The following is a 23,580-nucleotide window of genomic DNA, read 5'->3' on the forward strand; positions in this document are numbered from 1 at the left end:
TGCCATCAGATGAACGGTTACGATTTGATCGAGCCGATCAGCATCCCTTTGACAAAATAACGCTGAAGAAACGGATAGACCATCATGATCGGAATCGTCGCCACCGTTATAATCGCCATTTTGATTCCTTCGGGGGACGTATTCGTAAACTGCGACAGCTGATCGGACGAGCCGAAGAAGTCGGTAATGACGATTTCGCGCAAGCGGACCTGCAGCGGATAAAGCGCCCGGTTATTAATATAATACAAGGCATTGGAGTACGTATTCCAGTGCGACACCGCGTAGAACAGTCCCATGGTCGCCATCGCCGGCTTGGACAACGGAAGAACGATGCTCCAGACGATTCGCATTTCGCCGCAGCCGTCCATCCGGGCGCAATCGATCAGCTCGTTCGGCAGATTGACGAAGAAGGAGCGCATGACGAACAGGTTGTACGCACTGATGGCGCTCGGGATAATTAACGCCCACACCGTATCGAGCAGGTGCAAATTTTTGACCAGCAAATAGTTCGGGATGAGCGGAGCCTGGAAAATCAAAGTGACCAGCACCATCAGCAGCACGTACGTGCGGCCTGCATATTCCGGACGCGACAGCGGGTAAGCGAGCGCCGCGGTGGCGATCAGATTGATGATCGTTCCGACGACGGTAATGAACAGGCTGACCGAGAAGGAGCGCCAGACGGAGCCGTCTTTTAAGATCAGCTGGTAATTTTCCAGCGTGAATTGTACCGGCCACAGCGTCACCTGCCCGCTGTTGATCGCCGCGTCGGCGCTGAACGATTGGGCGACCACATGAAGCAGCGGCAGGATCATCGTCGCCGCAAGAATCGTAAGCACTACATAATTCAATACCGAGAATACCCGGCCAGCCGGAGTTATATGATTCATCTGCATTCACCCGCCTAATAGAGTCCTTGTCCTGTAGCTTTGCGGCTCAGCGCGTTGCCGAGCATGATCAGCGCCAGCCCGACGACCGATTTGAACAGCCCGATGGCGGTCGTGAAGCTGTATTGGCGCCCCACCAAGCCGACACGGTAAATGTAAGTATCCATAATATCCCCCGACCCTTCGTTCAGCGAGTTGAGGAACACATAGACCCGCTCGAACCCGAAGTCGAGAAAATTGCCGATATGCAGCAGGAACAAGATGACGATGGTCGGCATAATCGTCGGAATCGTGATCGATATCGTCTGCCGCCAGCGGTTCGCGCCGTCCATAACGGCCGCCTCGTACATTTCCGGATTGACCCCGGCCAGCGCCGCCAAATAGACGATCGTCCCCCAGCCGCTGTCCTTCCACATGCCCGAGCCGACCAGGATGCTGCGGATATAGGAATCTTCGCCCAAAAAATAAATCGGGTCGATTCCGAACAAGCCGAGCACATGATTGACGACTCCCGTCGTCGGAGACAAAATGCCGATCGCAATCCCGCCAACGATGACCCACGACAGGAAGTGCGGCATGTACACCACCGTCTGAATAATCCGCTTATACATGAGCAGCCGCATTTCATTCAGGAGCAGCGCCAGCACGATCGGAAACGGGAAAGCGAAGATCAAATCGTAAAAGCCGATCAAAATCGTGTTTTTTAAAATTCGCAAAAATTCGTCGTAGGCGAACATCCGCTGGAAATTTTCAAGACCAACCCACGGACTCCCCAGTATCCCCTTAAAAATGTTGTAGTTCTGAAACGCCATGACCGAGCCCATTAAGGGAACGTATTTGAATACGACGAAATATAAAATGCTGGGCAGCGAAAGAAAATAAATGGCCTTGTACTTCTTCATCAGCCTCCACGTTTCCCGTGCCTTTGACGGTTTAACCCCGGTGCGAACCGCCCTCTCGAGCTTGGCTTCCATGCTGCATTCCTCCTTTATGGTTCGATCTTACTATGAGGGGCATTCGTTTCAAATGGAGAAAGTTGCACGGAAGCTGTGTTTTTTTACGATGGCCAAAAAGCAAAAAGTCCCGCCCGCGCTTGGTTGGAAGCGCGCGGCGGGACTCCGGCCGGAGCCGTTCGGTATCCGCTATACGTTCAAATCTTTACGTTTGCCTGTGACCATAAAGATCACGCCTTCTCCGATATTCGTCGAATGATCGGCGACGCGTTCGAGGAAATGGGCAGCCAGCATCAGCTGGGACAACTGACGGTTTTTGGCAAAATCGGTGCCCATCAGCATGATGAGGTCGTTCACGATGACGCTGTACAGCTTGTCGACTTCGTCGTCCTTCTCGGCCAGCGCCGCCGCCCGGTGAACGTCGCGTTCGGTATAAGCCAGCAAGCTTTCCTGCAGCATATTCTGGGTCAGCTCCGCCATACGCGGAATGTCTTCGAGCGGCTTCACCAGCTCTTGGCCGTTCAACCGGATGCAAATTTTAGCGATGTCGACGGCATGGTCCGCAATGCGTTCCAGATCGGTGGCAATCTTCAGCGCCATGCTGATAATCCGCAGATCGCTGGCCATCGGCTGCTGCAGCGCGATCAGCCGCAGCGAATCCTCTTCGATTCTGGCCGTCATCTCGTCGATCCGATCGTCCTCTTCGATCGTTTGCCGGGCCAAGCCCTCATCCAGCCGCGCAAGTGCTTCGACGGCTTGACGGATAAGCCTCGCCACGTCGTTGCCCATGTCGAGCAGGTCTTTTTGAAGCAGGTCCAGCGATTGGTGAAAATTGATCCGGTTATCCACGAATTAAGCGCTCCTTTGTCCGAACGGCTGCGGAACTTATCCGAACCGTCCCGTAATATAATCTTCCGTCCGTTGGTCGGAAGGCGTAGTAAAAATTTTGTCCGTTTTGTCCGACTCGACCAGCACGCCGTTCAGGAAGAAAGAAGTATAGTCGGAAATCCGGGCCGCTTGCTGCATGTTATGCGTAACGATGATGATCGTATATTTTTCCTTCAATACTTGCGTCAGCTCTTCGACCTTCAGCGTCGAGATCGGATCGAGCGCGGACGTCGGCTCATCCATCAGCAGCACATCCGGCTCGACCGCAAGCAGACGCGCAATGCACAAGCGCTGCTGCTGACCGCCGGAGAGGCCGAGCGCCGATTTGTTCAAGCGGTCCTTGACCTCGTCCCACAGGGCGGCCTGCACCAGGCTGCGTTCGACGATCTCGTCGAGCACGGCTTTTTTCTTCGTGCCGTGAATCCGCGGGCCGTAAGCGATGTTGTCGTAAATGCTCATCGGAAACGGGTTCGGACGCTGAAACACCATGCCAACCTTCTTGCGCAGGGACACGACGTCCGTCTCCGGGCCGTAAATATTTTGGCCGTCCACATAGATGTCGCCGGTGATGCGCACGTTGTCGATCAGATCGTTCATCCGGTTCAAGGTGCGCAGAAAGGTCGATTTCCCGCAGCCGGAAGGGCCGATCAACGCGACGATGGAATTGCTCTCGATCGTCAGCCCGATGTTATGAAGCGCATGATTTTCGCCGTAATATAAATTTAATTGCTCCACTTTGATTTTATTCGCAACCTTCGGATTCGCGATTGCACTCGCTGTCGCCATAGTCATTTCCCTCCGGACAATTTTTTCTGCAGCATACGGCTTGGAATACCGATTAACAGGTTAAAGATCAACACGACGACCAACAGCAGCGCGGCGGAGCCTTTGGCAATGTCCTGGGCGTCCGGCACGATCGCTTCGGATTGGACATACCACAGATGAACGGACAGCGTCTCGCCCATGCTGAGCGGATTGAAGTCCGGGAAGAAGCGCGATACCGACAGTCCCGCCGTATAGATCAGGATGGCCGATTCCCCGAGGGCGCGGCCTGCGACGAGCGTGATCCCCGTAATTAAGCTAGGCAGCGAAGCCGGGAGCAGCACCTTGCGGATCGCCTGCCAGCGGGTGGAGCCGAGCGCAAGCGACGCTTCCCAGTACGATTCCGGCACGGAGCGGATCGCTTCTTCCGTTACCCGCACAAGAACGGGCAGATTAAGCAGCGACAAGGTGATCGCCCCGCCGATGATGGAAAATTTGAGACCCATCCAGTTGACGAACAACAGGAAGCCGAACAAACCGAAGACGATCGACGGCACGGAAGACAAAGCTTCGACCGAGACGCGAACGATGTCCGTAAACCGGCTCTTCTTCGCATAAATGGCCAGATACACGCCGGCGCCGACACCAATCGGCACCGAGAACAGCAGAGACAAGAACAAAATATAGAAGGAGTTGAACAGCTGCGGTCCTACGCCGCCGCCGGCCATAATCTCCGAAGGCTTGCCGGTAATGAAATTCCAATTCAGCATCGGCAAGCCGTCGCCTAAGATCCGGAATAAAAACCAGGCCAGAATCAGAATAATAACAACACCCGTTGCCCAAAAGTAGAGCGTGGCGATCCGGTCTGTCGTTTTGCTCGTCATTTCACTTCACTCCTCTTTGCGACAATACGAATGATCAGGATCAAGGCCAACGAGACCAGAAGCAGCACAAGAGCCATCAGGAACAAAGCGTTGTTCCACGTGCTGCCGTAATGGGTGTTCCCCATATCCTTGACAATCGCCGTCGTCAGCACCGTTGCGGAGCTGAGCAGCGAATCCGGCATCTGCGGCGAGTTGCCGATGACCATGAACACGGCCATCGTTTCTCCGATGGCCCGTCCCATCCCGAGAATGATTCCGGTCAGAATGCCGGGCCGGGCCGCAGGGATAAGCACGCGCCATATCGTCTGCCAGCGCGTTGCGCCGAGCGCGAGCGAAGCCTCTTCCAACCGGCCGGGCAGCGCGCGGATCGCGTCCTCGGAGATGGACAGTATCGTAGGCAGAATCATGATCGCCAGAATGATAGCCGCCGGCAAAATCCCGTAGCCGAACCCCTCATTGAACTTGCCGAGAAACGGAACAATGACCGTAAGACCGATCAAGCCGTAGACGACCGACGGAATCCCGACGAATAAATCGGTTGCCGGACGAAGAATTTCACGCACCCACTTGGGCGCAATTTTGGCCATAAAGACCGCACCCGACAGCGCGAGAGGGACCGACAGCAGCACCGACAATAAAGTCAGCAGCAGCGTGCTGTACAGAAATGAGAACGCGCCGAATTTATTTTGCGACGGGGTCCACTCCGTCGAGAAAAAGAACTCGACCGGCGTCACTCCCGAAAAGGTCTTGACTCCTTGCCAACCGACGAAGACGATCACGGAAAAGATGATGAACGTCACGAGCGAGGCGCTTCCTATAAATATCCATCGCATCACTTGGTCGTTTCTGTTCTGCCCTCTCGTCCAGCGGTTCATCCGATGCTCCTTCCGCTCTTCGTTCACACTTTCCGTCAGCTGATCGGCAAATGAATTCATCAGCTATTACCCCCTGGTTCGAATAGTTCCTCTCATGTTCCTATGCTCTAGACCATCATAGAGGACGAATGTAATAACAAAACATGAGAATTGTTAAGGTAATGTAAAAATTGCGCCGGTTTCGACAAATCGGCAGCCTTAGACATAAAAAGAGCAGCGACTTATGCCGCTGCTCTCGTGTAGATGACTTCAACCGTTATTTTTTCAACAGGCTGGCCGGAAGGAACTTGAGCTCCTCGACTTTTTTGTCTTGGAATTCCGGGCTCATGATGTAATCGATAAATGCTTTCGTTGCGCCTTTAGCTTCACCTTTGGTGTACATATGCTCAATGCCGTACAGCGGGTATTTGCCTTCTTTGATCGTCTCTTTGCTGAATGCCACGCCTTCGAATTTCAGAGCTTTCAGCTTGTCGCTAACATAAGGCGTATCGACATAACCGATCGCGCCGGTCGTTTGGCTGACGGTCGTCGCCATAGCGCCGCTGGATTCTTGCGTCACGCCGTCTTTCGTGAAGTCCTTGCCGTCCAGAACGATTTTCTTCACGAGCGCACGGGAACCGGAGCTGTCCGGACGGTGAACGATCGTAATTTTTTGATCCTTGCCGCCAACTTCTTTCCAGTTCGTGATTTTACCGGTGAAAATGTCGGCTGCTTGAGCTTTCGTCAAGTTGTCGATCGTTACGTCTTTGTTCACGATGATGGCAAAAGGCGCAATCGCTACAATGTGGTCGACAAGGCCTTTGTCTTTATATTCCGGGCCGGCTTCGATGTCGGAGTTGCCGATATCGGACGTGCCGTCCGCTACGTTTTTAAGACCTGTACCGGAACCGCCGGCGGTCGGGTTGATCGTGACTTTCGGGTTTTTCTTCATGAACTCGTCCGCAGCCGCTTTAACGAGCGGGAGCAGGGCGCTGGAGCCGGAAGCCGTTACCGTGCCGGTGATCTCTTCTGTCTTGGCCGGTTGCTCCGCCGGTTTTTTGTCTCCTGTTGTTGCCGTTTTGTCTCCACCTGCTGCCGAATTATTCGGCGCCGGTTCTGTCTTCGTCCCGCAAGCGGAAAGTACCCCCAACATTAAGATCGAAACCATGGCCAAGCTTAAACCTTTTTTTGACAGCTGCTTCAACATTTCAGCATGTCCTCCCTTTGTTTTTTGTTTACTAGGACATCGTACCAACCAATTGTTAAGTGAAAACCATCGGAACGTAAACGGAATGTAAAAGTTTAAATCTGCTAAAAGTTAACAATCGTTTTACAAACTTCCGTTTTTCTATTAATACTTTAGTCCTACACTGGCATCAGAATCGGGATTAACTAGAAAGAAAGAGTGGAGGGTTTCTATGAAACTAGCAGGCGCGATGACGCTTAGACAGAAGCTGATCGCCGGTTTGTCGGCTATGGTGGTCTTGTTTTTGGGCGTTGCCTTATTTAATGTAAACCAGATGCAGCGGATCAAAAACCAGTTGAGCGTTCAAAACGAGAAGGTGGAGCTCAAGCTGATGGCGCTTGAATTGAAGGAAATGGTTCAGGAGCTGAACATTATCGCCTCCGGCTTGGAAATCTCGAAGAACCCGGACTATATCCCCAAATATAATGAAAAAAGAAAGCTGTACGATCAAATGGTCAAGCGAATCGGCGAAACGGCCGATACGGATGAAAAATCCGTCTGGCGGAGCAAGCTTATTCTGCTTACCGGAGAATATACGAATACGTTCGACGTGGCGGCCAAGGTCGTACAGGACAAAGCCTTGACAAAAACGGACGTCGATAAAAACATGGAATATTTGTATAACGAGTCGCAGCGGATTATGGGCGAAATTTTCACATATGTCGATCAATTCTATGTCTCGTATGCAAAGGATGCCGCCGATGCGGTAAGGGCGACGCAGGACAGCTTGGACAAAACCGTTGCCGTCATGATCGCCGCGTTCGCGTTGGTAGCGGTAGGCGTGACTGCGATCGGCGTTCTTGTGATCCGCTCGTTCACCGGACAGATCCGCCGGCTCCAGCATGCCGTGGGGCGAATCGCGGACGGAGATCTGCGGCACAAAATCGGGAGCCGCTCCCGCGACGAGCTCGGGCTGCTCAGCCAAAGCTTCGATCATATGGTCGATCAAGTGCGGGGCATGCTGCACAGCACGAAGCAGATCGCCGCTTCTTTAGCCGGGCATTCGCTTTCGTTCCGCGAATTCTCGGGGTCGACGGCAGCCGCCAATCAAGATATTCTCCGTTCGATCCAGGACATCTCCGCCGGGGCAGAGCAGCAAGCCCATTACTCCGAGCACAGCGCCTATCTCATCACCGGCTTGGCCGAGGAAATTCGCAAAATCAACGAATATACGGATACGATGCAGCGAAAAAGCCGGGAAGCCGCATTCAATACCCACACCGGCTCCCGGTCGATGGAAGCGCTCAGGCAGTCGGTCGACCGGTCGGGAGACGTTCTCCGGCAGGTAACCGCCGCGATGGAAACCTTGTCGCAAAGCTCGGCGCACATCGGCAAAATTGTCGGCACGATTACGGAAATCGCCACTCAGACCAACGTGCTTGCGCTCAATGCGTCTATCGAAGCGGCGCGGGCCGGGGAACACGGCAAAGGCTTCTCCGTCATCGCGGAGGAGGTCCGCCAGCTCTCTTCGCAAACGGCCGAATCGTCCAAGATGATCGGACTGATCGTCAAGTCGCTGCAGATCCAAATGAGCGAGATGGAAGCCTCGTTCGCGGAGGCCCGCCGCTCGTTTGACGAGCAGAACGGGAAAATGGACGAAAGCATGGAAGCGTTCAGCTCGATTCGTTCCTCGATGGACGAGCTTTCCGGTCACATCGGCCAAATTCACGAGCTGATCACCGCTGCGCAGGAGAAGAACGGCCAGCTCGTCGAAGCTGTGCAGCATGTTGCCGCCATCGCCGAGGAATCCGCGGCAGGCGTGGAAGAGGTCCATTCCTCGTCGCATCAGCAGGATACGGCTATTCGGCACATCGCTTCGCAGGCGGACGACATGCTTTCGTTGTCGCGGCGGTTGTTCGAGGAAATCGACAAGTTCAAGATGGATGACATTGAGGCGGAGGAAGCGGAGATCGCAGTATCGCCAGAGATTGATGAAAACCGGGGGGATCGTGAGGTGAGCCCCGAGGCCAAAGGGACGGTTCAAGCGATTGAGGTCGGGGTTGCACCTTCGGCATCGGCTGATGCCGGGACGCAAGCAGCGCCCCGGGAGCAGGCAGATCGCAAGGATGACGAAGCCGCCCGCCGTACAGAAGAGGATAAGAAGCTGCAGCCGGTTTGATTTCAAGTAATTCGGCTGGCATACAAAAAGCCCCGGTTCCGCATCGAATGCGAAGCCGGGGCCAAATACATTTATTCGAAATAGACGGCTTTGCCGGTACGGGAAGACTCGTAGATCGCTTCGAGAATTTCCGATACGACACAAGCCTGCTCCGGCGTAACGACCGGCTCGAGATCCTTGTCAATCGCTTCCAGCCACAAGCGGGCTTCGAGATCGGCCGGGCTTTCGCCGTTGCCTTCGTAAAAATCGACGCCTTTGGCATCCAGTTGGATTTCGTTCATGAACAGGCGGCTGTGCTTCTCGCCGTTGATGCGCAAGCCGTCCCACATATCGGCGCCGCCCTCGGTGCCGCACAGCGTCGTTTTGGCTTCGCCGGTCTGCAGCATATTGATCGCCCAGCTCGATTCGAGCACGATCGTCGCCCCGTTCTGCATCGTAATCATCCCGAAGGCGGAATCCTCGACCGTGAATTTCTCGGGGTCCCAAGAGCCCCAGGCGTTGGCAGCGTTTGCTTTCTTCGACAGCTTATGAAACGCCGTTCCGAGCACGGCCTTCGGCTTGTAATTGTCCATCATCCACAGCGTCAAGTCGAGCGCGTGCGTCCCGATATCGATCAGCGGGCCTCCGCCTTGCTTCTCTTCATCCAGGAAGACGCCCCAGGTCGGCACTGCACGGCGGCGAATCGCATGCGCTTTAGCGTAATAAATTTCGCCAAGCTCGCCTTCCTCGCAAACCTTCTTCAAATATTGGCTGTCCGCGCGGAAACGGTTTTGATAGCCGATCGTCAGCTTTTTGCCGGTCCGCTTCGCCGCTTCCACCATGCGTCTGGCGTCGGCTGCGGTTTTGGCCATCGGCTTCTCGCACATGACGTGCTTGCCGGATTCCAGGGCGTCGATCGTAATGTCGGCGTGGGAATCGTTCGGCGTACAAATATGGACGATATCGAGCGTCGTATCGGCCAGCAGCTGTTTATAATCCGAGTACACCTTCGCTCCCGGCGCTCCGAACTTGCTTGCGGCCTCGTGCGCCCGCTCTTCGATAATATCGCAAAATGCGACCATTTCCGCGTTAGGTTGATTTTTCAGCGCAGGCATGTGCTTGCCGTTGGCAATACCCCCGCAGCCGATAATTCCGATTCGGTATACTTTGGACATGAAGACGGCGCCTCCTTCGTCAATCGCGGTTTGATTCGTAATCCCAAGCCTTAGTATAGACAAGTTGCGGACAAAAAGATATTTCGGAATTGGCGCTCGTTATATGCGATTGTGTCATCGCTGCGCCCGTTAGATATCCGGCCTTCCCTATAAGGAAGACGTCTATACGCGCACCCTGCGCTCGGTACGGGCCGCTTCGAACAGCGCATCCATGACCCTTGCTTGACGGAGCGCTTCTTCAGCCCCATCGTCGTGCCCGGAACGCCCCTGCTTCCGACGCAGCACCGCATCCGCGAACCGCTCCGCCTGCAGGCGAAACGGCGTGAGCCGGTCAGTAACCCATTCCTTGCACCCGCTGTCGAGCCGGCAGCGAATCCGCAGCTCCTCCGGCGTCACGTCGAGCTCAACCTGCAGCTTCCCCTTCGTGCCCCATAATTCGAAGCCGGCCCCATGAGGCAGATCCAGCGCCGCATCCAGTTGGGCCGTACGTCCCTCGCCAAAATAGAGCGTACCCGCGAACCGCCGGTCCACGCCATGCAGGGGATGCAGGTCCAATGCCGCATCCGCGGCGATCGGCTCCTCCCCAGTGAAGCACCGCGTCCATGCGACGGGATAACAGCCGATGTCGTACAGCGCGCCGCCGCCCCAGTCTTTGCGCCAGCGGCTGCTGGCCGCGTCGGCCACAAACGAAAAGCGCCCGTAAAAGCGGGCCCATTGCCCGATCGCGCCATCTACGATCCAACTGCGCATCTGCTCGAATCCGGGGTAATATTTCCACACAAAAGCTTCCCGGACCAGTACGTTATGCTTTCGGGCGGCATCGGCAATCGCATTAGCCTCGCTCCCGCTTAAAGCAAACGGCTTTTCCAGCAGCACGTGCTTTCCGGCTTCGCACGCTTTCACCGCCCATTCTTTATGCAGATGATTGAGTAACGCGATATATACCGCATCAATCTCGGGATCGCGCAATAAAGCCTCATAGCTCTCATAAGTATGAGGCACACCGAAGCGCTCGGCAGCAGAACAGCCGTTCTCTTTCGTCCTTCCCGCCACCCCGTGCCATATGCCGTTTTCCGCTTCTTTTAACGCTATACCGGCCTTGCCTATAATGCGTCCCGTACCTAAAACTCCCCATTTTATTCGATCTGACATCGATTAACCCCGTCCTTTCGACCTATTTCCCGGGAAATGGATATCGGATCGCCACTATTCGATCCAAGCGACGACTTGATTCCATTTCTCCACATCCCCAGGGCTGATCTTTAGTGTCGAGGTTGGTTCCCCGGCCCCTCCATAGATGTGCGGATAGCGATAAAGTCGCCGGTCCATGATGCAAGGCAGCGAGATTCCGACTAAAGGAACAGCTCCCACCGCAAACCCTGTAATCCTTTCCACTTCTTGGGGGTTCGCCATTTTCAGACTCGGACGGCCAAGCCGCTTCGATAGGTCTTCCAAGTCCACCCGCCCCCGATCCCCGGAAACAATCATCAACCAATATTGCTCGCCAGACCGAAGGACTAATGCGGGCGCGGTTTGCCCGGGCTCGATGCCGAAATATTCAGCACCTTCCTTGGCCGAGCGAATGGGCCGTTCGTGAGTCAAGAGCTCGAACGAAGCCTGACGTTCCTCTAAAAATGACGTTATCCGGTTCACGTATGGATTCCCCCTCCACTATCAACGTAACGAAGTCCGCTTATGCCAAAAGAAAAGGAGGCGCACTGTCTGCTGCCTCCTCCCTGCTGCGTATGCTATGCTTTTTTTCCTGCCGAAGTGACCAGTTTGTAGCCCACGCCGCGAATCGATTCGATCTGCACCGACTGCTGGTTCATTTCCAGCTTTTTGCGGAGGGAACTCACGTGCACGTCCACCGTCCGCTGACCGCCGATATAGTCGAAGCCCCAGACGATATTCATCAGATCGTCCCGTGTAACGACGACACCCGGCCGCTGAACAAGATACAACAGCACTTCGAACTCCTTCGGACGAAGCGGAATCGACTCACCGCCGAGCAGCACCTCGTATTTTTCCGGGTAAATATGCAGATCGCCCGCGGTGATGACTTTCTCCCCGCTACCGGGCTTCTCCTGGAAGCCGTCATCGGCCGTCGTCCGCCGCAGCACGGCGGATACCCGGGCCAACAGCTCCGCCACGCCGAACGGCTTCGTAATATAGTCGTCGGCTCCGTATTTGAGTCCCTGCACCACTTCTTCCTCGGCATTGCGGGCGGTCAGAATGATCACCGGCGTTTTGTTTCCTTTTTGCCGGAGCTTGGATAAAATCTCAAAGCCGTTCATCCCGGGAAGCATGATGTCCAGGACGATGAGATCGAACTGATGCTGCAGCGCTGCCTGCAATCCGTCGCTTCCGTGATCGACCACTTTGGTTTCGTAGCCTTCTTGCGTAAGATTATAAGACAACAGCCTCGCCAGCGTAGGCTCGTCCTCAATAACCAAAATTTTTTGCGGCATGTTACTCCCCCGGGCTTTTATTCTATATCTAAAGCTTAACATAGCCTATATTTATTGACAAACGGTAAATGGTTTTTTAGCCCAATCGGCCTTCGTTCAGTGAATCATCGGCATATCGATCTCGAACTTCGTCCCCACGCCGACTTCGCTTTCGACCCGGATCGTGCCCTTGTGCAGCTCCACCAGATGTTTGACGATCGACAGCCCAAGTCCCGTGCCCCCGGAGCTGCGGGAACGCGCCTTGTCCACCCGGTAAAACCGCTCGAAGATGCGAGGCAGGTCCTTCTTCGGAATGCCGATGCCGGTATCGACAATCGTGAACCGGACCTTGTCGTCCGCCGCCTCCGACGTTGCGCCAAGCAGCTGCTCGACCCGCACTTTTACTTTACCGCCCTCCGGAGTATAGTTGATCCCGTTGGACAGCAGGTTGATCAGAATCTGCCGCAGCCGGTCCTCGTCCGCTTCCATATAAATGTCTTCGGGCACCTGCATATCCAGCTCGATCGATTTTTTCGCCGCCTCGGTCCGCATCACATTGACGCAATGACCGACGAACGTTTCCAGATGCACTGGCGAGAACTGCAGCGGAATGCGCTTCGATTCGATTTTGGACAGCTCCAGAATGTCGCCGATCAACCGGTTGAGCCGCTCGCTCTCGTCGAAAATAATCTGGAGAAACGACCGCGCCGTTTCCTTGTCGTTCAGCGCCCCGGCCAGCAGCGTTTCGGCAAAGCCTTTGACCGCGGCGATCGGCGTCTTCAGCTCGTGGGACACGTTGGCGACGAATTCGCTGCGCATCCGCTCCAACCGCCGGACGGCGGTGATATCGTGCAGCACGATGAGCAGCCCCGTCCATTCTTGGCTCGAATCCGATATCGGACTCAGGTTAATTTCCAGAATCCGCTCGCTGGGGTAGTAGAAAATCATTTCGTCCCGGATATGCTCGCGCACGTCGATGCACTCTTGAATCAGCTGGGTAAACTCGAACTGCTGCTTGGCCTGATCGAATTTTTTCCCCAAGAGCTCTTGGGCGGAAAAGCCCAGGATGTCCTCGGCCGAACGGTTCAGCAGCACGATCTTGCCTTCCCGGTCGATCATCATGACCCCGCTGATCATGTTCTCCAGCACGCTCTTGAGCCGGTTTTCATCCTCCAAAATGCGGTTCATCTGCAGCTGCAGACTGTCTGCCATCCGGTTGATGGCATGGCCCAGCTGCCCGATCTCGTCTTTTTTGTTGAGCCGGACGCGGTACTTGTAATTCATATCCGTAATCTGCTGCGCGACGCTCGTAATCAGCTCGATCGGCCGCGTAATGCCGTAGGCGACGCGGTAGCTGATCAGACCGGCCAGCAGGAACACTGCTACCAGCCCGCCAAGCAGAACGTACCATACTTTGCGGATCGACTGCTCGACCTCCGCCAGACTCATCGCAAGCCGCAAATAGCCTTCGGTCCGCTCTCCCAGCTGCACCGGAATCGCGACGTAGAGCATATTTTGACCGATTGTGCTGCTGTAGCGCTTCGCGTAGCCGACCTTCCCCGAGCTTGCCGCAGCTTCGATCTCTTCGCGGTTCAAGTGATTCTCCATCTCCGCCGGATCGTGATCCGAATCCGCCATAACCTTGCCGTCTCCGCGGATATAGGTGACCCGGGCGTCGGCAAACTGCTTCAGCCGGACGGCTCGTTCCGAGAACTCCTTCATCAGCTCCGGCTCCGATCCCCGGTGGCTCCAATCCATGGTCGCGAGGATGATTCGCAGCTCCCGCTCCATATTCGTTTTCAGCGAGTCGATATACGATTGCTGCAGCATTTGGGCCATGAACAAACCGGCCATCAGCACGGAAGCGCCGATCAAAGCGATAAAAATCAAGGTCAATCGGGCGCGGAACATCTTCATAAGGTGCGTTTTCCCTCCAAGCGAGCTGCGCGGGCGCCAAGGTCCCGACAAACATTTTTACTCAATATCGTACTTGTTCGGCCGGCGGAACGCCAGTTAATTTTGTGTAAAGGGACGAGCGCCAATATGTTTTCATCAACCAATGATTGAGCGTAGCCATCGGCTGTTGGATCAAAATCGACAGAACGACGGGCACCGCGGTGAGCGGCTCGAAATAAGCGAGCGCCAGCACCAGCCCGAGCGAAATGTTGCGCATGCCGGACGAATACGTAATGGCAATGACCAGATCGGGCTTGCGCAGCCAAACCGAGCCTGCGAAGCCGATCAGATACGACAAGATCACCAGCAGCACGACCAGCGGAATCACGACGATCATGTCGCTCTTCATCTGCGCCACATACGGCTCGATCGCGGCAGCATTGATCATGACTACGACGGCCAGCGCCAGCTTGGAGGTCGGCCCGCAGACGGGAGCCGACCAGCTCTTGAAGCGCTGCTTGGACAGCTCGTTCACGAGCACGCCGAGAATCGTCGGCACCACGATGATTTTCACCAAATCCAGCATCACCTTCGCGTGGTCGAACGCGATCGCTTCGCCGAAGAGCAGCTCCACCGCGGCGGGAATGACGAACGGGCTGAGGGCCGAATCGATCACGATCATGGCCAGCGCGAGCGGCACATGGCCCTTTGACAGTCCGACCCAGATGACGGACGATACCCCGAGCGGGATGATCGCGAACAGGACGAACCCGACCACATAAGGCGATTCCGCTCCGAAGGCGGTGCGGCCGATCGCATACCCGAGCGCCGGCGCCACGATATGCGACAGCACGAACGTCAGAGCCATCGGCAGCGGCATCCGGAACGCTTCGCGGATTTGGCCGAGGCTGCAGCCGGTCGCCATGACGAAGGTCAAATAAGCGAACAGCAGCGGCACCCCCGCCGTCCAGCTATTCATATAATGAGACAAAAGAAACCCCAGTATCAACGATACCGGGACAATGACGGACAAATATTTTTCTATCCAGGCGTTCAGCCTGATGCCGAATGATCCCATGGCCGGGCTTTATACGAACACCGGCTCTTTGAACTGGGCCAGCTTCTCGCGCGACTCCTGCTCGACGTCGGCATGCAGGCTGTTGCCGTGGGAATCCATCGTGACGATGGCCGCAAAGCCTTCGGTTTGGAGATGCCACATCGCTTCCGGAATGCCGAATTCCATGAAGTCGACGCCTTCCACTTTCTTAAAGCATTCCGCATAGTATTGGGCCGCGCCGCCGATGGCGTTCAAATACACCGCGCCGTGCTCCTGCAGCGCTTTGAGCGTCTTGGCGCCCATGCCGCCTTTGCCGATGACCGCGCGGATGCCGAACTTCTTGATGATGTCGCCTTGGTAAGGCTCCTCGCGGATACTGGTTGTCGGGCCTGCCGCTTTCACGACCCAGTTTCCTTCCGCATCCTTGGCCATAACCGGCCCGCAGTGATAGATGACCGCGCCGTTCAGATCAACCGGAGAATCGTGGTCCATCAAATATTTGTGCAGCGCGTCGCGGCCCGTGTGCATCGGTCCGTTGATGATCACGACGTCGCCGACGCGGAGCTCGCGGATCTGCTCCTCGGAGATCGGCGTCTGCAGCACGAATTCGCGGCGCTCGCCCGACCCGGACGCGGCAGCCGGCTCGTCCTTCTGCATCGGCAGCTCTTCGCCCTTGCGGTAAACCCACTTCGTGATTGCGCCCGTTGCCGGATCGAGCAGTACGCCCTGCCGGCGGAACGCCCAGCAGTTGTACGCGACGGATACGAAAAAGCTGGCCGGCAGCCGGTTCATGACGCCGACCTTGCAGCCCAGCAGCGTCACTTGACCGCCGAAGCCCATCGTCCCGATGCCGAGCTTGTTGGCGTTGTCCATAATGTAGTCTTCCAGCTTGCGGAGCTCATCGTTCGGATTGACGTCGTCCGCGGCCCGGAACAGCTGGTGCTTCGCCAGCTCGTAGCCGGTCGTCCGGTCGCCGCCGATGCCTACGCCGATGAACCCGGCGCTACAGCCTTGGCCTTGCGCTTGATACACCGCGTGCATGATGCATTTGCGGATGCCGTCGAGGTCGCGGCCCGCTTTGCCGAGGCCTTCGAGCTCGGTCGGCAGGCTGTATTGAATGTTTTTATTTTCACAGCCGCCGCCCTTGAGGATCAGCTTCGCTTCGATTTCGTTCCGTTCCCACTGCTCGAAGTGGATGACCGGGGTACCCGGGCCGATGTTGTCCCCGCTGTTCGCGCCGGTCAACGAATCGACGGAGTTCGTCCGCAGCTTGCTGTCCTTCGTCGCTTGAGCCACGGCGGCGATAATCTGCTTCTTCATCTCGATCTGGTTCGCGCCGACCGGACAATGAACGATAAACGTCGGCATTCCCGTATCCTGACAGATCGGCGACACGTTGCACTCCGCCATCCGAATGTTGTCTGCAATCGTGGACAGCGAAAGCGCGGAGCGCGTACCCGCATCCTCCCGGGCACGGGCGGCCTGAATCGCTTCCCGGACGTCGGCCGGAAGGTTCGTGGACGTTTCGACGATCAATTGGTAAATGCTCTCTTGAAAATGCTGCATGATGGCAAAGGACTCCTTTCGTTTTTCGCAAAAACGATACTTGATAACATGGAAACGCATAAATCTATAATAGCATATTCGGACGGGGACCAACACCGCGTTTTTGCGCCATGCCGAAGGGGAGCAAAGCCCGGTTCCCAAGGATCGGCTTTGCAAAACCGCCGACATGGAAAATCAATAAAATCTTCATCACTCTGAAAGATTTAGAACGGGCGGCCGGAGGACAAATCGTGTATAATCCAAATGTACAAAGCATCGCCTTGCGCCAAACGATCGAAACGGAAGCCTTGACCGATGGCACAGGAAGCCGAAGCTGAATTCATAACTTAGGATGATGATGGATGGAAAGTCATTTTTTAGCTTATTTGTACCGGCTGCGGTATATCGAGCGCTGGAGCCTCATGCGGAACGTGCTGAAGGAAAACGTCGCCGAGCACTCTTTTCACGTCTCGATCCTGACTCATGTGCTCTGCACGATTGCCAACGAGGTGTACGGCAAGCAGGTGCCGACGGACCGGGTCGTGAGCATGGCGCTGTTCCACGACGCGACGGAGGTTTTCACGGGAGACATTCCGACGCCGGTGAAGCACCATAATCCGAAAATTCTTTCCAACTTCCGCGAGATTGAGCAGCTTGCCGCCGAGCGTCTGCTGGACATGGTCCCGGAACCGCTGCGCAGCGTGTACGACCCGCTGATCGTTGCGAAGAAGGATGCCGATCCCGAGCTGAAAAAATACGTCAAGGGCGCGGATCTTCTGGACGCCTACCTCAAATGCGTATCCGAGCTGTCCGCCGGCAACCGAGAATTCGCTATGGCGAAGAAGCAAATCGAGCAATCGATTGAAGCGATGAACATGCCCGAGCTGGACTATTTTCTGCAGCACTTGGCCCCGAGCCTGGAGAAGACGCTCGACGAACTATAGCCCTAACGAAAAAGCAGTCCGACGCGTCCCCCGCGCCAGACTGCTTTTCTCCTATCTTTCGTTCCGTTCCTGTCATAACAAGCAGCCGCAGCCCGTAGTATAGTAAAGACAAGTAGCCGGGGGCAGCCCCCTCAGTCGAATAGGGAGTTGCATGCGATCAAAAGCAGGATCACCCCGCTGATCAACGTGCCGAATTGTCCCAAGGTGAAAGACCCGATGCGGATTCCCGCCGCTTTCCGGCCGATCACGACGCCGACCCAGATCGTCATGAAGCTTCCTTGCGCGGCCGTCAGCGAGATGGCGAGCGGCGACAGCCCCATCAACCCTGCGCTCAACCCGTTCGTGACGGCATTCGCCGAAAGCGCGATCCCCAGAACCACGGATTCGCCGATCCCGATGGAGCCGGATCGATCCTTGTCGGCCTTTTCGGGATGCTGCAGGAGGCCCTTTAACGATGCGCTGCCCGACCGGTCTTCTTTTACCTCGGGAGACGCCGAATGCTTTCGCGGCATCGCCAGCAGCACGATGCGCAGCCCGATGACCGTCAAAATGAAGGCACCGGCCACAACCGGAAACATTCCCGGAAGGCTCTTCGAAAGCCACTGTCCGAACAAAATCCCCGTTTCGCTGAACAGAAAACAAATCATGGCGATAACCAGATTCGACAAAACGCCGACGCGGATTCCCCGGATCCCATACGATAGCCCGACACCCAAATTATCCAGACTCGACGAGACGGCAAAGCCTACGATAAGCAGCCATGTCATGCTGTTTCACTCCTTTTCGCTTTATATTGGCATCATATTGAGAATTCGGCAAAAGCGTGCCTATCCGTCTCAACATTGTTGAGAAATTTTCAATATGCTTACTCAACACAAGCCATCAGGAGGAATAACCGATGTCCGATAAGAAAAAAGAACCGGAGCTGGGCGCAACCTTAAAAGCGCTGTTAAAAGGCCGCTCAATATCCATGCGCAAGCTGAGCCTGCTTACCGGAATCGATACGGCGACGATCTCGCGCATCGCCAACGGCAAGCAGCAGGCGAAGCCCGACCACCTGCAGCAGTTCGCCGTCCATCTCGGCGTTCCGACGGAGCAGCTGTTTCAAGCGGCCGGATTCGACGTCGGCTCCCGCCAGGAAGAACACCACTCGGATATTTACGCCTCCGTTGAGAGCATCAAGGATGTCCTTCTCTCGTCCAATCTGTTCGACCGGCAGTTTACCACCGAGCTTGTCGGGAAGGAATTGACTAAATACGAGCAATATGCGATGACCGAAGAAGGGCAGCGGATCATCTTTGACGATTTTCGCACGAAGGTGGAAAGCGTCAACGGCGCCGGGCCTTTTATCGACGAGCTGAGGCAATTGTACGAGCTGTACTGCCGGGACGATACGACGCCGGAGCGGCGCGCGATCGCCGGAAGCGCCCTGCTTTACTTTATTTTATCCGCGGATATTATTCCCGATTACGTCTTTCCCTTGGGGTATCTGGACGATGCCATCGCCGTACAGATTGTAACCGGCCGGCTGTCCCAAACGGCGGATAAACCGGAACCGTAAAGCCTCCATGGCCGCCTCTTCGATTAATTCATCATGCGCGCCAGCAGGGTCACGAACTCGGCCCGCGTCGCCTGGCTTTCCGGACGGAACGTTCCGTCAGGGAAGCCCGTAATCCAGCCTTCCGCTTTCAGCTGCTTCAAAATGCCTACTCCCCAATCCGTTTCCTTCACATCGGTAAAAGGCGACAATCCTCTCTGCTTCCCGCTCATCTTCATGCTTCTCGCCATCATGGCAGCCATTTCCATCCGGGTAAGGTACCGGTCAGGAGCCAACGATCCGTCGGGATAACCGTCGATGATCTCCGCCTGGGCGGCTTTGGCGATGAACGGGTAAGCCCAATGCTCAGGCCCCAGATCCGTGTAGCGGACTTCTCTTTGCTTCGTCAGCTTCAGCCCGCGAACCAGCACGGCCGCAGCCTCCGCCCGTGTGATCGGCCGATCCGGCATGAACCGGTAATGCTCGTACCCGTCGATCATGTTCCGCTCGGACGCCTGCTTGATCACCGCCTCGGCCCAATGCCCTTTGATATCGGTGTACCCGCCCGCCAACGGCTTAACCTCGGCTTTAAGCTCATAGAAACGGTCATCGAATGCCGCATCCGCCGTTAAGCGGATATAATAAACGCCCGGCTGCCAAAGCTGGCTGAACAGCGCCTCCGATGCGCCGTCCGGATTCGTGACGGCGTCGACCGGGTTGAGCTTGCCGTTGTAGGCGGACATCGTCATCCGTATGTTTCGAGGAATCCCGGATAGACGAAGCTCGACCAGGCTTTCCTCCTCGATGTTCAGCGAAAACCAGTTGGCGCCGCCGATTTTGTCCAGCAGCCCTTGATATTTCGCTCCGGACTGCATGACCGTAGCCGAGTACGGCTTATCGTGCGGACCGTTCGGATCGAGCAGCTTGGGCTTGTATTGGATCGCAAGCGTGTATTCGCCCGTAATGGGAGGGACATACCCCTCGGCATTGCTGACGCGAATGTAATAATCGCCCGGGTAGACGTCCGTTTCCGGAAAAGATTCGGGCTCCCCTTCGCCGCCTTCATCGATCGTCGTCCCCTTCTCGCCTCTTTTTTGGACGAACAGCACGGGGTCCATCCGGTTCGTATCGACGGATAAACGGACGCTCAGCTTGCCCGTTTGCGTAACCGGGAGCATGTACCAGTCCTGATCGTTGTTCCGGTGAAACGTCCCTTTCAATGTCTGGCTTTGCGCTGGAAGCACGTAGGCTTTGTACTGCTTGCCGTTATCGGCATAGGCATCCTGATAGATTTCAAAGGAGGTCGTGAGCCTGAATTCCAGCTTGCGCTTGGCGGTGTTTTGAAGCTGCAGCTTCAGGTAGTTTTTTCCTTTCGTCACCGGCATCGTGACCGGACCCGCTGCGCTTAAGGAATAATCTTTAACGGCTCCTCCGGCATCCGTATGCGTAACGGCTACCTCTCCCTTCGGTTCCATCTCCAGCTCCAGCTTGACGCTTCCGTCGTAAGGCGCCTCGAAGGAAAACCAGTTCGGATCGCTCCCGTTCTCAAACGACCCGCTGACCGTTTTGCTTACCGAGATGGGGGTAGCCAGCTCCTTCCGGTCATTCCGCTTGTACATATGCTCCGAATAAGGATCCTTCAGCACGCGGTCGGCGCGCAGCAGGCCGTAGCCGGTCCCGGGACTCCAGCCGGTTCCGCTAAGATCCTCGGCCGTTTGCCGGAGCAAGCTGCGAATCTGATACGGCTTCATCCAAGGATATTTGGCCCAGGCCAGAGCGCAAACGGCCGCCACCTGAGGCGCCGCCATGGAGGTGCCGTCCTTGTGTTCGTATCTCCCGCCGATTCCCGTCGTAAAAACGTCCCACGGCGCCACCAGATCAACCTCGGGGCCCCTGTTGGACTGCTTATGCGCCTTCTTGTCCGCCGTCATTCCGCCGACGGCCAGAACGGTAGGATACGCCGCCGGGTATTTGACGCTGTTCCCTTCGTTGCCGGTGGCGGCGACGAGCAGCACGCCCTTTGCCTCGGCGTAGCGCACGATTTCGCTCATGTAGTCCGAATACTTGTTTAAGCCGAGCGACAGCACGACGATTTTAGCCCCGTGATCGACGGCATAGCGGATGCCCTCGCCTAATTTGGCTTCGCTGCCCGTACCGTCGTTCTCCACCGCCTTCACGGGCATCAGCTTGGCCTTCCACAAAATGCCGGCGATTCCTTTATCGTTATTGGCCGCAGCGCCGATAATGCCGGCGACATTCGTGCCGTGTCCGTTCTCGTCGCGCGGGGGCTGGCCGGGTTCGATCAAGTTGATTCCCTGAACCAAATTCGGCGTCAGATCCGGATGGTTCAAATCGACGCCCGTATCCACGATCGCAATAACGATCGAGTCGTTTCCCGTCGCGACGTCCCAAGCCTCGTTCATATGAATTTGCTGCAAATAGGCCTGCTTCTCCACCAGCGGGTCGGTGGGGTAAGCCGAGATCTGCACATCCCCCGCTTCCTCGGCCGCTATAGCGGAAGAAAATGGAACAAGCGACAATCCTAGAAGCACTAGGCAGAGAATGACGATGATGTTGAATTTTTTATCGGGCATCACTTGTCAAAATAGCCGCTCCAGCTCGTCGATCAAGGAACCGACATAGGCGACCGCGCTGCGAATCGGCTGCGGCTCGGACATATCGACGCCGGCGAGCTTCATCAGCTCGAGCGGCCGCATCGTGCCTCCGGCCTTGAGCACGTCAAGCCAGCGGTCTACGGCCGGCTGCCCTTCCTCGCGGATAAGCCCGGCGACGGCTGTCGAGGCCGTTAAGCCCGCGGCATACGTATAAGGATACAGCCCCATATAATAATGCGGCTGGCGCATCCAGGTCAGCTCCGCTCCCGCGTCGATGTCGACCGCATCTCCCCAGAACTCCGACAGCACATTCCCCTTCAGCTCGCGAAGCGTTTTCGCCGTCAGCGCCTTGCCCGCTTCCGCCGCCTCGTACACCCTGCGCTGCATGTCGCCTTCGAGCAGGTGGGTGACGAAATTGTGGTAGTAGGTATTGAGAAGCTGGAGGATCACCCAACGTTTCAGACGCGGATCGTCGGATTGCTCCATCAGATGCCGGGCAAGAAGCAGCTCGTTCATCGTCGACGGCGCTTCGATAAAATACGTGGACGGCCTGAAGTTCGTATACCTTTGATTGCGCGCAGCCAGCATCAAATGGCCCGCATGCCCCAGCTCGTGCGCCAGCGTAAAGGCGCTGCGCATGTTGCCCGCCCAGGTGATCAGGATATAGGAATGCGTGCTGTACGGACTCGAGCAGAAGGCTCCGGTCGACTTGCCGATATTATCGGCATAGTCGATCCAGCGCCCGGTCAGCGCCTGCTCCATGAGCTCCGTATATTCGGGCCCCAGTACCCGCAGCGCGTCCAAGATCGTCCGTCCCGCCTCTTCGAACGTGACCGTAGGACTGAATTCCGGATCGAGCGGAGCTTTCAAGTCGCAGAACCGGATGCGGTCCAAGCCGAGCACCCGCTGCTTCAGCCGGGCCAACCGCCGCATGTGCGGGGCCAGCTCCGTACGGATAATATCCAGGATGTTATGATACATCGGAAGCGTGACCTGCTGCGGCTGGAGCAGCATATGCGTCACGGTTTCGTAGCCGCGCAGCCGGGAGATGACCGTCTGCTTCTTCACTTCGGCTGCATATGCGGCGGCAAACGTATTCTGGTAAGACTCCAGCGTCCCGGCAAACGATTGGTAAGCGTTCCGGCGCAGCACGGTATCCGGCGACAGTTCATAGTCGGTTTCGTACAGCGCGAACGAAACCGGCCGCGTTACGCCCTCGCCGTCCTCTACGGAAGCGAAGGACATATCCGACAGCTTGCTTCGCTGGTAAATCGTATAAGGGGCTCCCAGCACTTCCCCGAGCGACGCCAGAGCAGCTTCCGTCTCCGCCTGCAGACGATATGGCTTCGTTTCCAGCAGATCCGTCAAGCTTTTGCGATAAGGTTCCAATTTCGGTTCTTCCCCGATGTAACGGCCCAGCCATCCGTCCGGCAGCTCCAGCAGCTCCGAGCGAATGAACGAAAGCGCAGCCCCCGCTTGCGCAGCAACATCTCCGACCCGTGCGGAATTCGCCTGGTACGCCGGATTCGTTCCGTCGCCGGACAGCTGCAAGCGGGCATATGTAGCGGCGCGTAAAAGCCGGATATGCAGCGACTCTTGGGCTTCCAGACATTCGAGGAGCCGGCCGGCCCCTTCGTGCAGCTTCCCTTTAAAACGCTCCATGGACGGAAGCGATTCCGCGATGCCGGCCATTTCGGCTTCCCAAGCTTCGTCTCCTGCATACAAATCGGCCAGATTCCAAGTCGATTGCGGCTCAACCTGATCTCTTCTTTTTCTCTCTTTCATTTCCGCATTC

The 23,580-nt window shown here is 56.2% G+C and carries 20 protein-coding genes; 3 read left to right on the forward strand and 17 right to left on the reverse strand.

The features are described from left to right. Positions 1-17 precede the first annotated feature (17 nt). The 7 genes from PEH01S_RS14245 to PEH01S_RS14275 all read right to left on the reverse strand — a co-directional run bounded on the left by PEH01S_RS14245 (position 18) and on the right by PEH01S_RS14275 (position 6,432). The gene (locus PEH01S_RS14245) at positions 18-887 is read right to left on the reverse strand and encodes a carbohydrate ABC transporter permease (RefSeq protein ID WP_025852605.1); all 870 of its coding nucleotides are present in this window, start codon (positions 885-887) and stop codon (positions 18-20) included. A gap of 14 nt (positions 888-901) precedes the next feature. Continuing rightward, positions 902-1,858, reverse strand: a complete 957-nt coding sequence (locus PEH01S_RS14250; RefSeq protein WP_025852607.1) for an ABC transporter permease — start codon at positions 1,856-1,858, stop codon at positions 902-904. A 168-nt stretch (positions 1,859-2,026) separates the two neighbouring features. After that, positions 2,027-2,686 (reverse strand): phosphate signaling complex protein PhoU, encoded by a 660-nt coding sequence (gene phoU, locus PEH01S_RS14255; RefSeq protein ID WP_025852609.1) that lies wholly within the window; start codon positions 2,684-2,686, stop codon positions 2,027-2,029. A 36-nt stretch (positions 2,687-2,722) separates the two neighbouring features. Beyond that, the gene (gene pstB, locus PEH01S_RS14260) at positions 2,723-3,511 is read right to left on the reverse strand and encodes a phosphate ABC transporter ATP-binding protein PstB (protein WP_127486196.1); all 789 of its coding nucleotides are present in this window, start codon (positions 3,509-3,511) and stop codon (positions 2,723-2,725) included. Positions 3,512-3,513: 2 nt separating this feature from the next. Further along, positions 3,514-4,371: a phosphate ABC transporter permease PstA gene (gene pstA, locus PEH01S_RS14265; protein ID WP_025852614.1), complete on the reverse strand. Its 858-nt coding sequence runs from the start codon at positions 4,369-4,371 to the stop codon at positions 3,514-3,516. After that, complete coding sequence (pstC, locus tag PEH01S_RS14270; RefSeq protein WP_127486198.1) at positions 4,368-5,306, reverse strand: phosphate ABC transporter permease subunit PstC; 939 nt, start codon at positions 5,304-5,306, stop codon at positions 4,368-4,370. The genes pstA and pstC overlap by 4 nt, the downstream gene beginning before the upstream one ends. A 196-nt stretch (positions 5,307-5,502) precedes the next feature. Then, complete coding sequence (locus PEH01S_RS14275) at positions 5,503-6,432, reverse strand: phosphate ABC transporter substrate-binding protein (protein ID WP_025852617.1); 930 nt, start codon at positions 6,430-6,432, stop codon at positions 5,503-5,505. Positions 6,433-6,643: 211 nt separating this feature from the next. Between PEH01S_RS14275 and PEH01S_RS14280 the strand changes: the two genes are divergently transcribed. Next, a complete protein-coding gene (locus tag PEH01S_RS14280; RefSeq protein ID WP_127486200.1) occupies positions 6,644-8,590 on the forward strand; it encodes a methyl-accepting chemotaxis protein in 1,947 nt (648 codons plus the stop codon). A 71-nt stretch (positions 8,591-8,661) separates the two neighbouring features. Here PEH01S_RS14280 and PEH01S_RS14285 read toward each other — a convergent pair whose 3' ends face one another. The 7 genes from PEH01S_RS14285 to PEH01S_RS14315 form a co-directional block, all read right to left on the reverse strand. Next, on the reverse strand, positions 8,662-9,744 hold the full coding sequence (locus PEH01S_RS14285; protein ID WP_127486202.1) for a Gfo/Idh/MocA family protein: 1,083 nt from the start codon (positions 9,742-9,744) through the stop codon (positions 8,662-8,664). 162 nt (positions 9,745-9,906) lie between these two features. Next, a complete protein-coding gene (locus PEH01S_RS14290; protein WP_127486204.1) occupies positions 9,907-10,896 on the reverse strand; it encodes a Gfo/Idh/MocA family protein in 990 nt (329 codons plus the stop codon). Positions 10,897-10,950: 54 nt separating this feature from the next. Continuing rightward, a complete protein-coding gene (locus PEH01S_RS14295; protein ID WP_127486206.1) occupies positions 10,951-11,397 on the reverse strand; it encodes an aminoacyl-tRNA deacylase in 447 nt (148 codons plus the stop codon). Positions 11,398-11,492: 95 nt separating this feature from the next. After that, positions 11,493-12,212, reverse strand: a complete 720-nt coding sequence (locus PEH01S_RS14300; RefSeq protein ID WP_127486208.1) for a response regulator transcription factor — start codon at positions 12,210-12,212, stop codon at positions 11,493-11,495. Positions 12,213-12,308: 96 nt separating this feature from the next. Further along, on the reverse strand, positions 12,309-14,108 hold the full coding sequence (gene pnpS, locus PEH01S_RS14305) for a two-component system histidine kinase PnpS (RefSeq protein WP_025852630.1): 1,800 nt from the start codon (positions 14,106-14,108) through the stop codon (positions 12,309-12,311). A gap of 61 nt (positions 14,109-14,169) precedes the next feature. Continuing rightward, a complete protein-coding gene (locus tag PEH01S_RS14310; protein WP_246062923.1) occupies positions 14,170-15,078 on the reverse strand; it encodes a bile acid:sodium symporter family protein in 909 nt (302 codons plus the stop codon). Between the two features lie 96 nt (positions 15,079-15,174). Next, positions 15,175-16,710, reverse strand: a complete 1,536-nt coding sequence (locus PEH01S_RS14315; protein ID WP_025852634.1) for a fumarate hydratase — start codon at positions 16,708-16,710, stop codon at positions 15,175-15,177. Positions 16,711-17,051: 341 nt separating this feature from the next. Between PEH01S_RS14315 and yfbR the strand changes: the two genes are divergently transcribed. Next, on the forward strand, positions 17,052-17,633 hold the full coding sequence (gene yfbR, locus PEH01S_RS14320; RefSeq protein ID WP_025852638.1) for a 5'-deoxynucleotidase: 582 nt from the start codon (positions 17,052-17,054) through the stop codon (positions 17,631-17,633). Positions 17,634-17,764: 131 nt separating this feature from the next. Here yfbR and ytaF read toward each other — a convergent pair whose 3' ends face one another. Beyond that, on the reverse strand, positions 17,765-18,400 hold the full coding sequence (ytaF, locus tag PEH01S_RS14325; protein ID WP_127486210.1) for a sporulation membrane protein YtaF: 636 nt from the start codon (positions 18,398-18,400) through the stop codon (positions 17,765-17,767). Between the two features lie 131 nt (positions 18,401-18,531). Between ytaF and PEH01S_RS14330 the strand changes: the two genes are divergently transcribed. Further along, positions 18,532-19,194, forward strand: a complete 663-nt coding sequence (locus PEH01S_RS14330) for a DUF1232 domain-containing protein (protein WP_127486212.1) — start codon at positions 18,532-18,534, stop codon at positions 19,192-19,194. A 23-nt stretch (positions 19,195-19,217) separates the two neighbouring features. Here the strand turns inward: PEH01S_RS14330 and PEH01S_RS14335 are convergent, their stop codons facing one another. Both PEH01S_RS14335 and pepF read right to left on the reverse strand, forming a co-directional pair. Then, positions 19,218-21,764: a S8 family peptidase gene (locus PEH01S_RS14335; RefSeq protein WP_246062924.1), complete on the reverse strand. Its 2,547-nt coding sequence runs from the start codon at positions 21,762-21,764 to the stop codon at positions 19,218-19,220. A 6-nt stretch (positions 21,765-21,770) separates the two neighbouring features. After that, positions 21,771-23,570 carry an oligoendopeptidase F gene (pepF, locus tag PEH01S_RS14340; protein WP_127486214.1) on the reverse strand — a complete coding sequence of 600 codons (1,800 nt, stop codon included), beginning with the start codon at positions 23,568-23,570 and terminating at the stop codon, positions 21,771-21,773. Between the last annotated feature and the right edge of the window lie 10 nt (positions 23,571-23,580).

This window comes from Paenibacillus ehimensis NBRC 15659, assembly GCF_004000785.1.
Taxonomy (GTDB): domain Bacteria; phylum Bacillota; class Bacilli; order Paenibacillales; family NBRC-103111; genus Paenibacillus_G; species Paenibacillus_G ehimensis.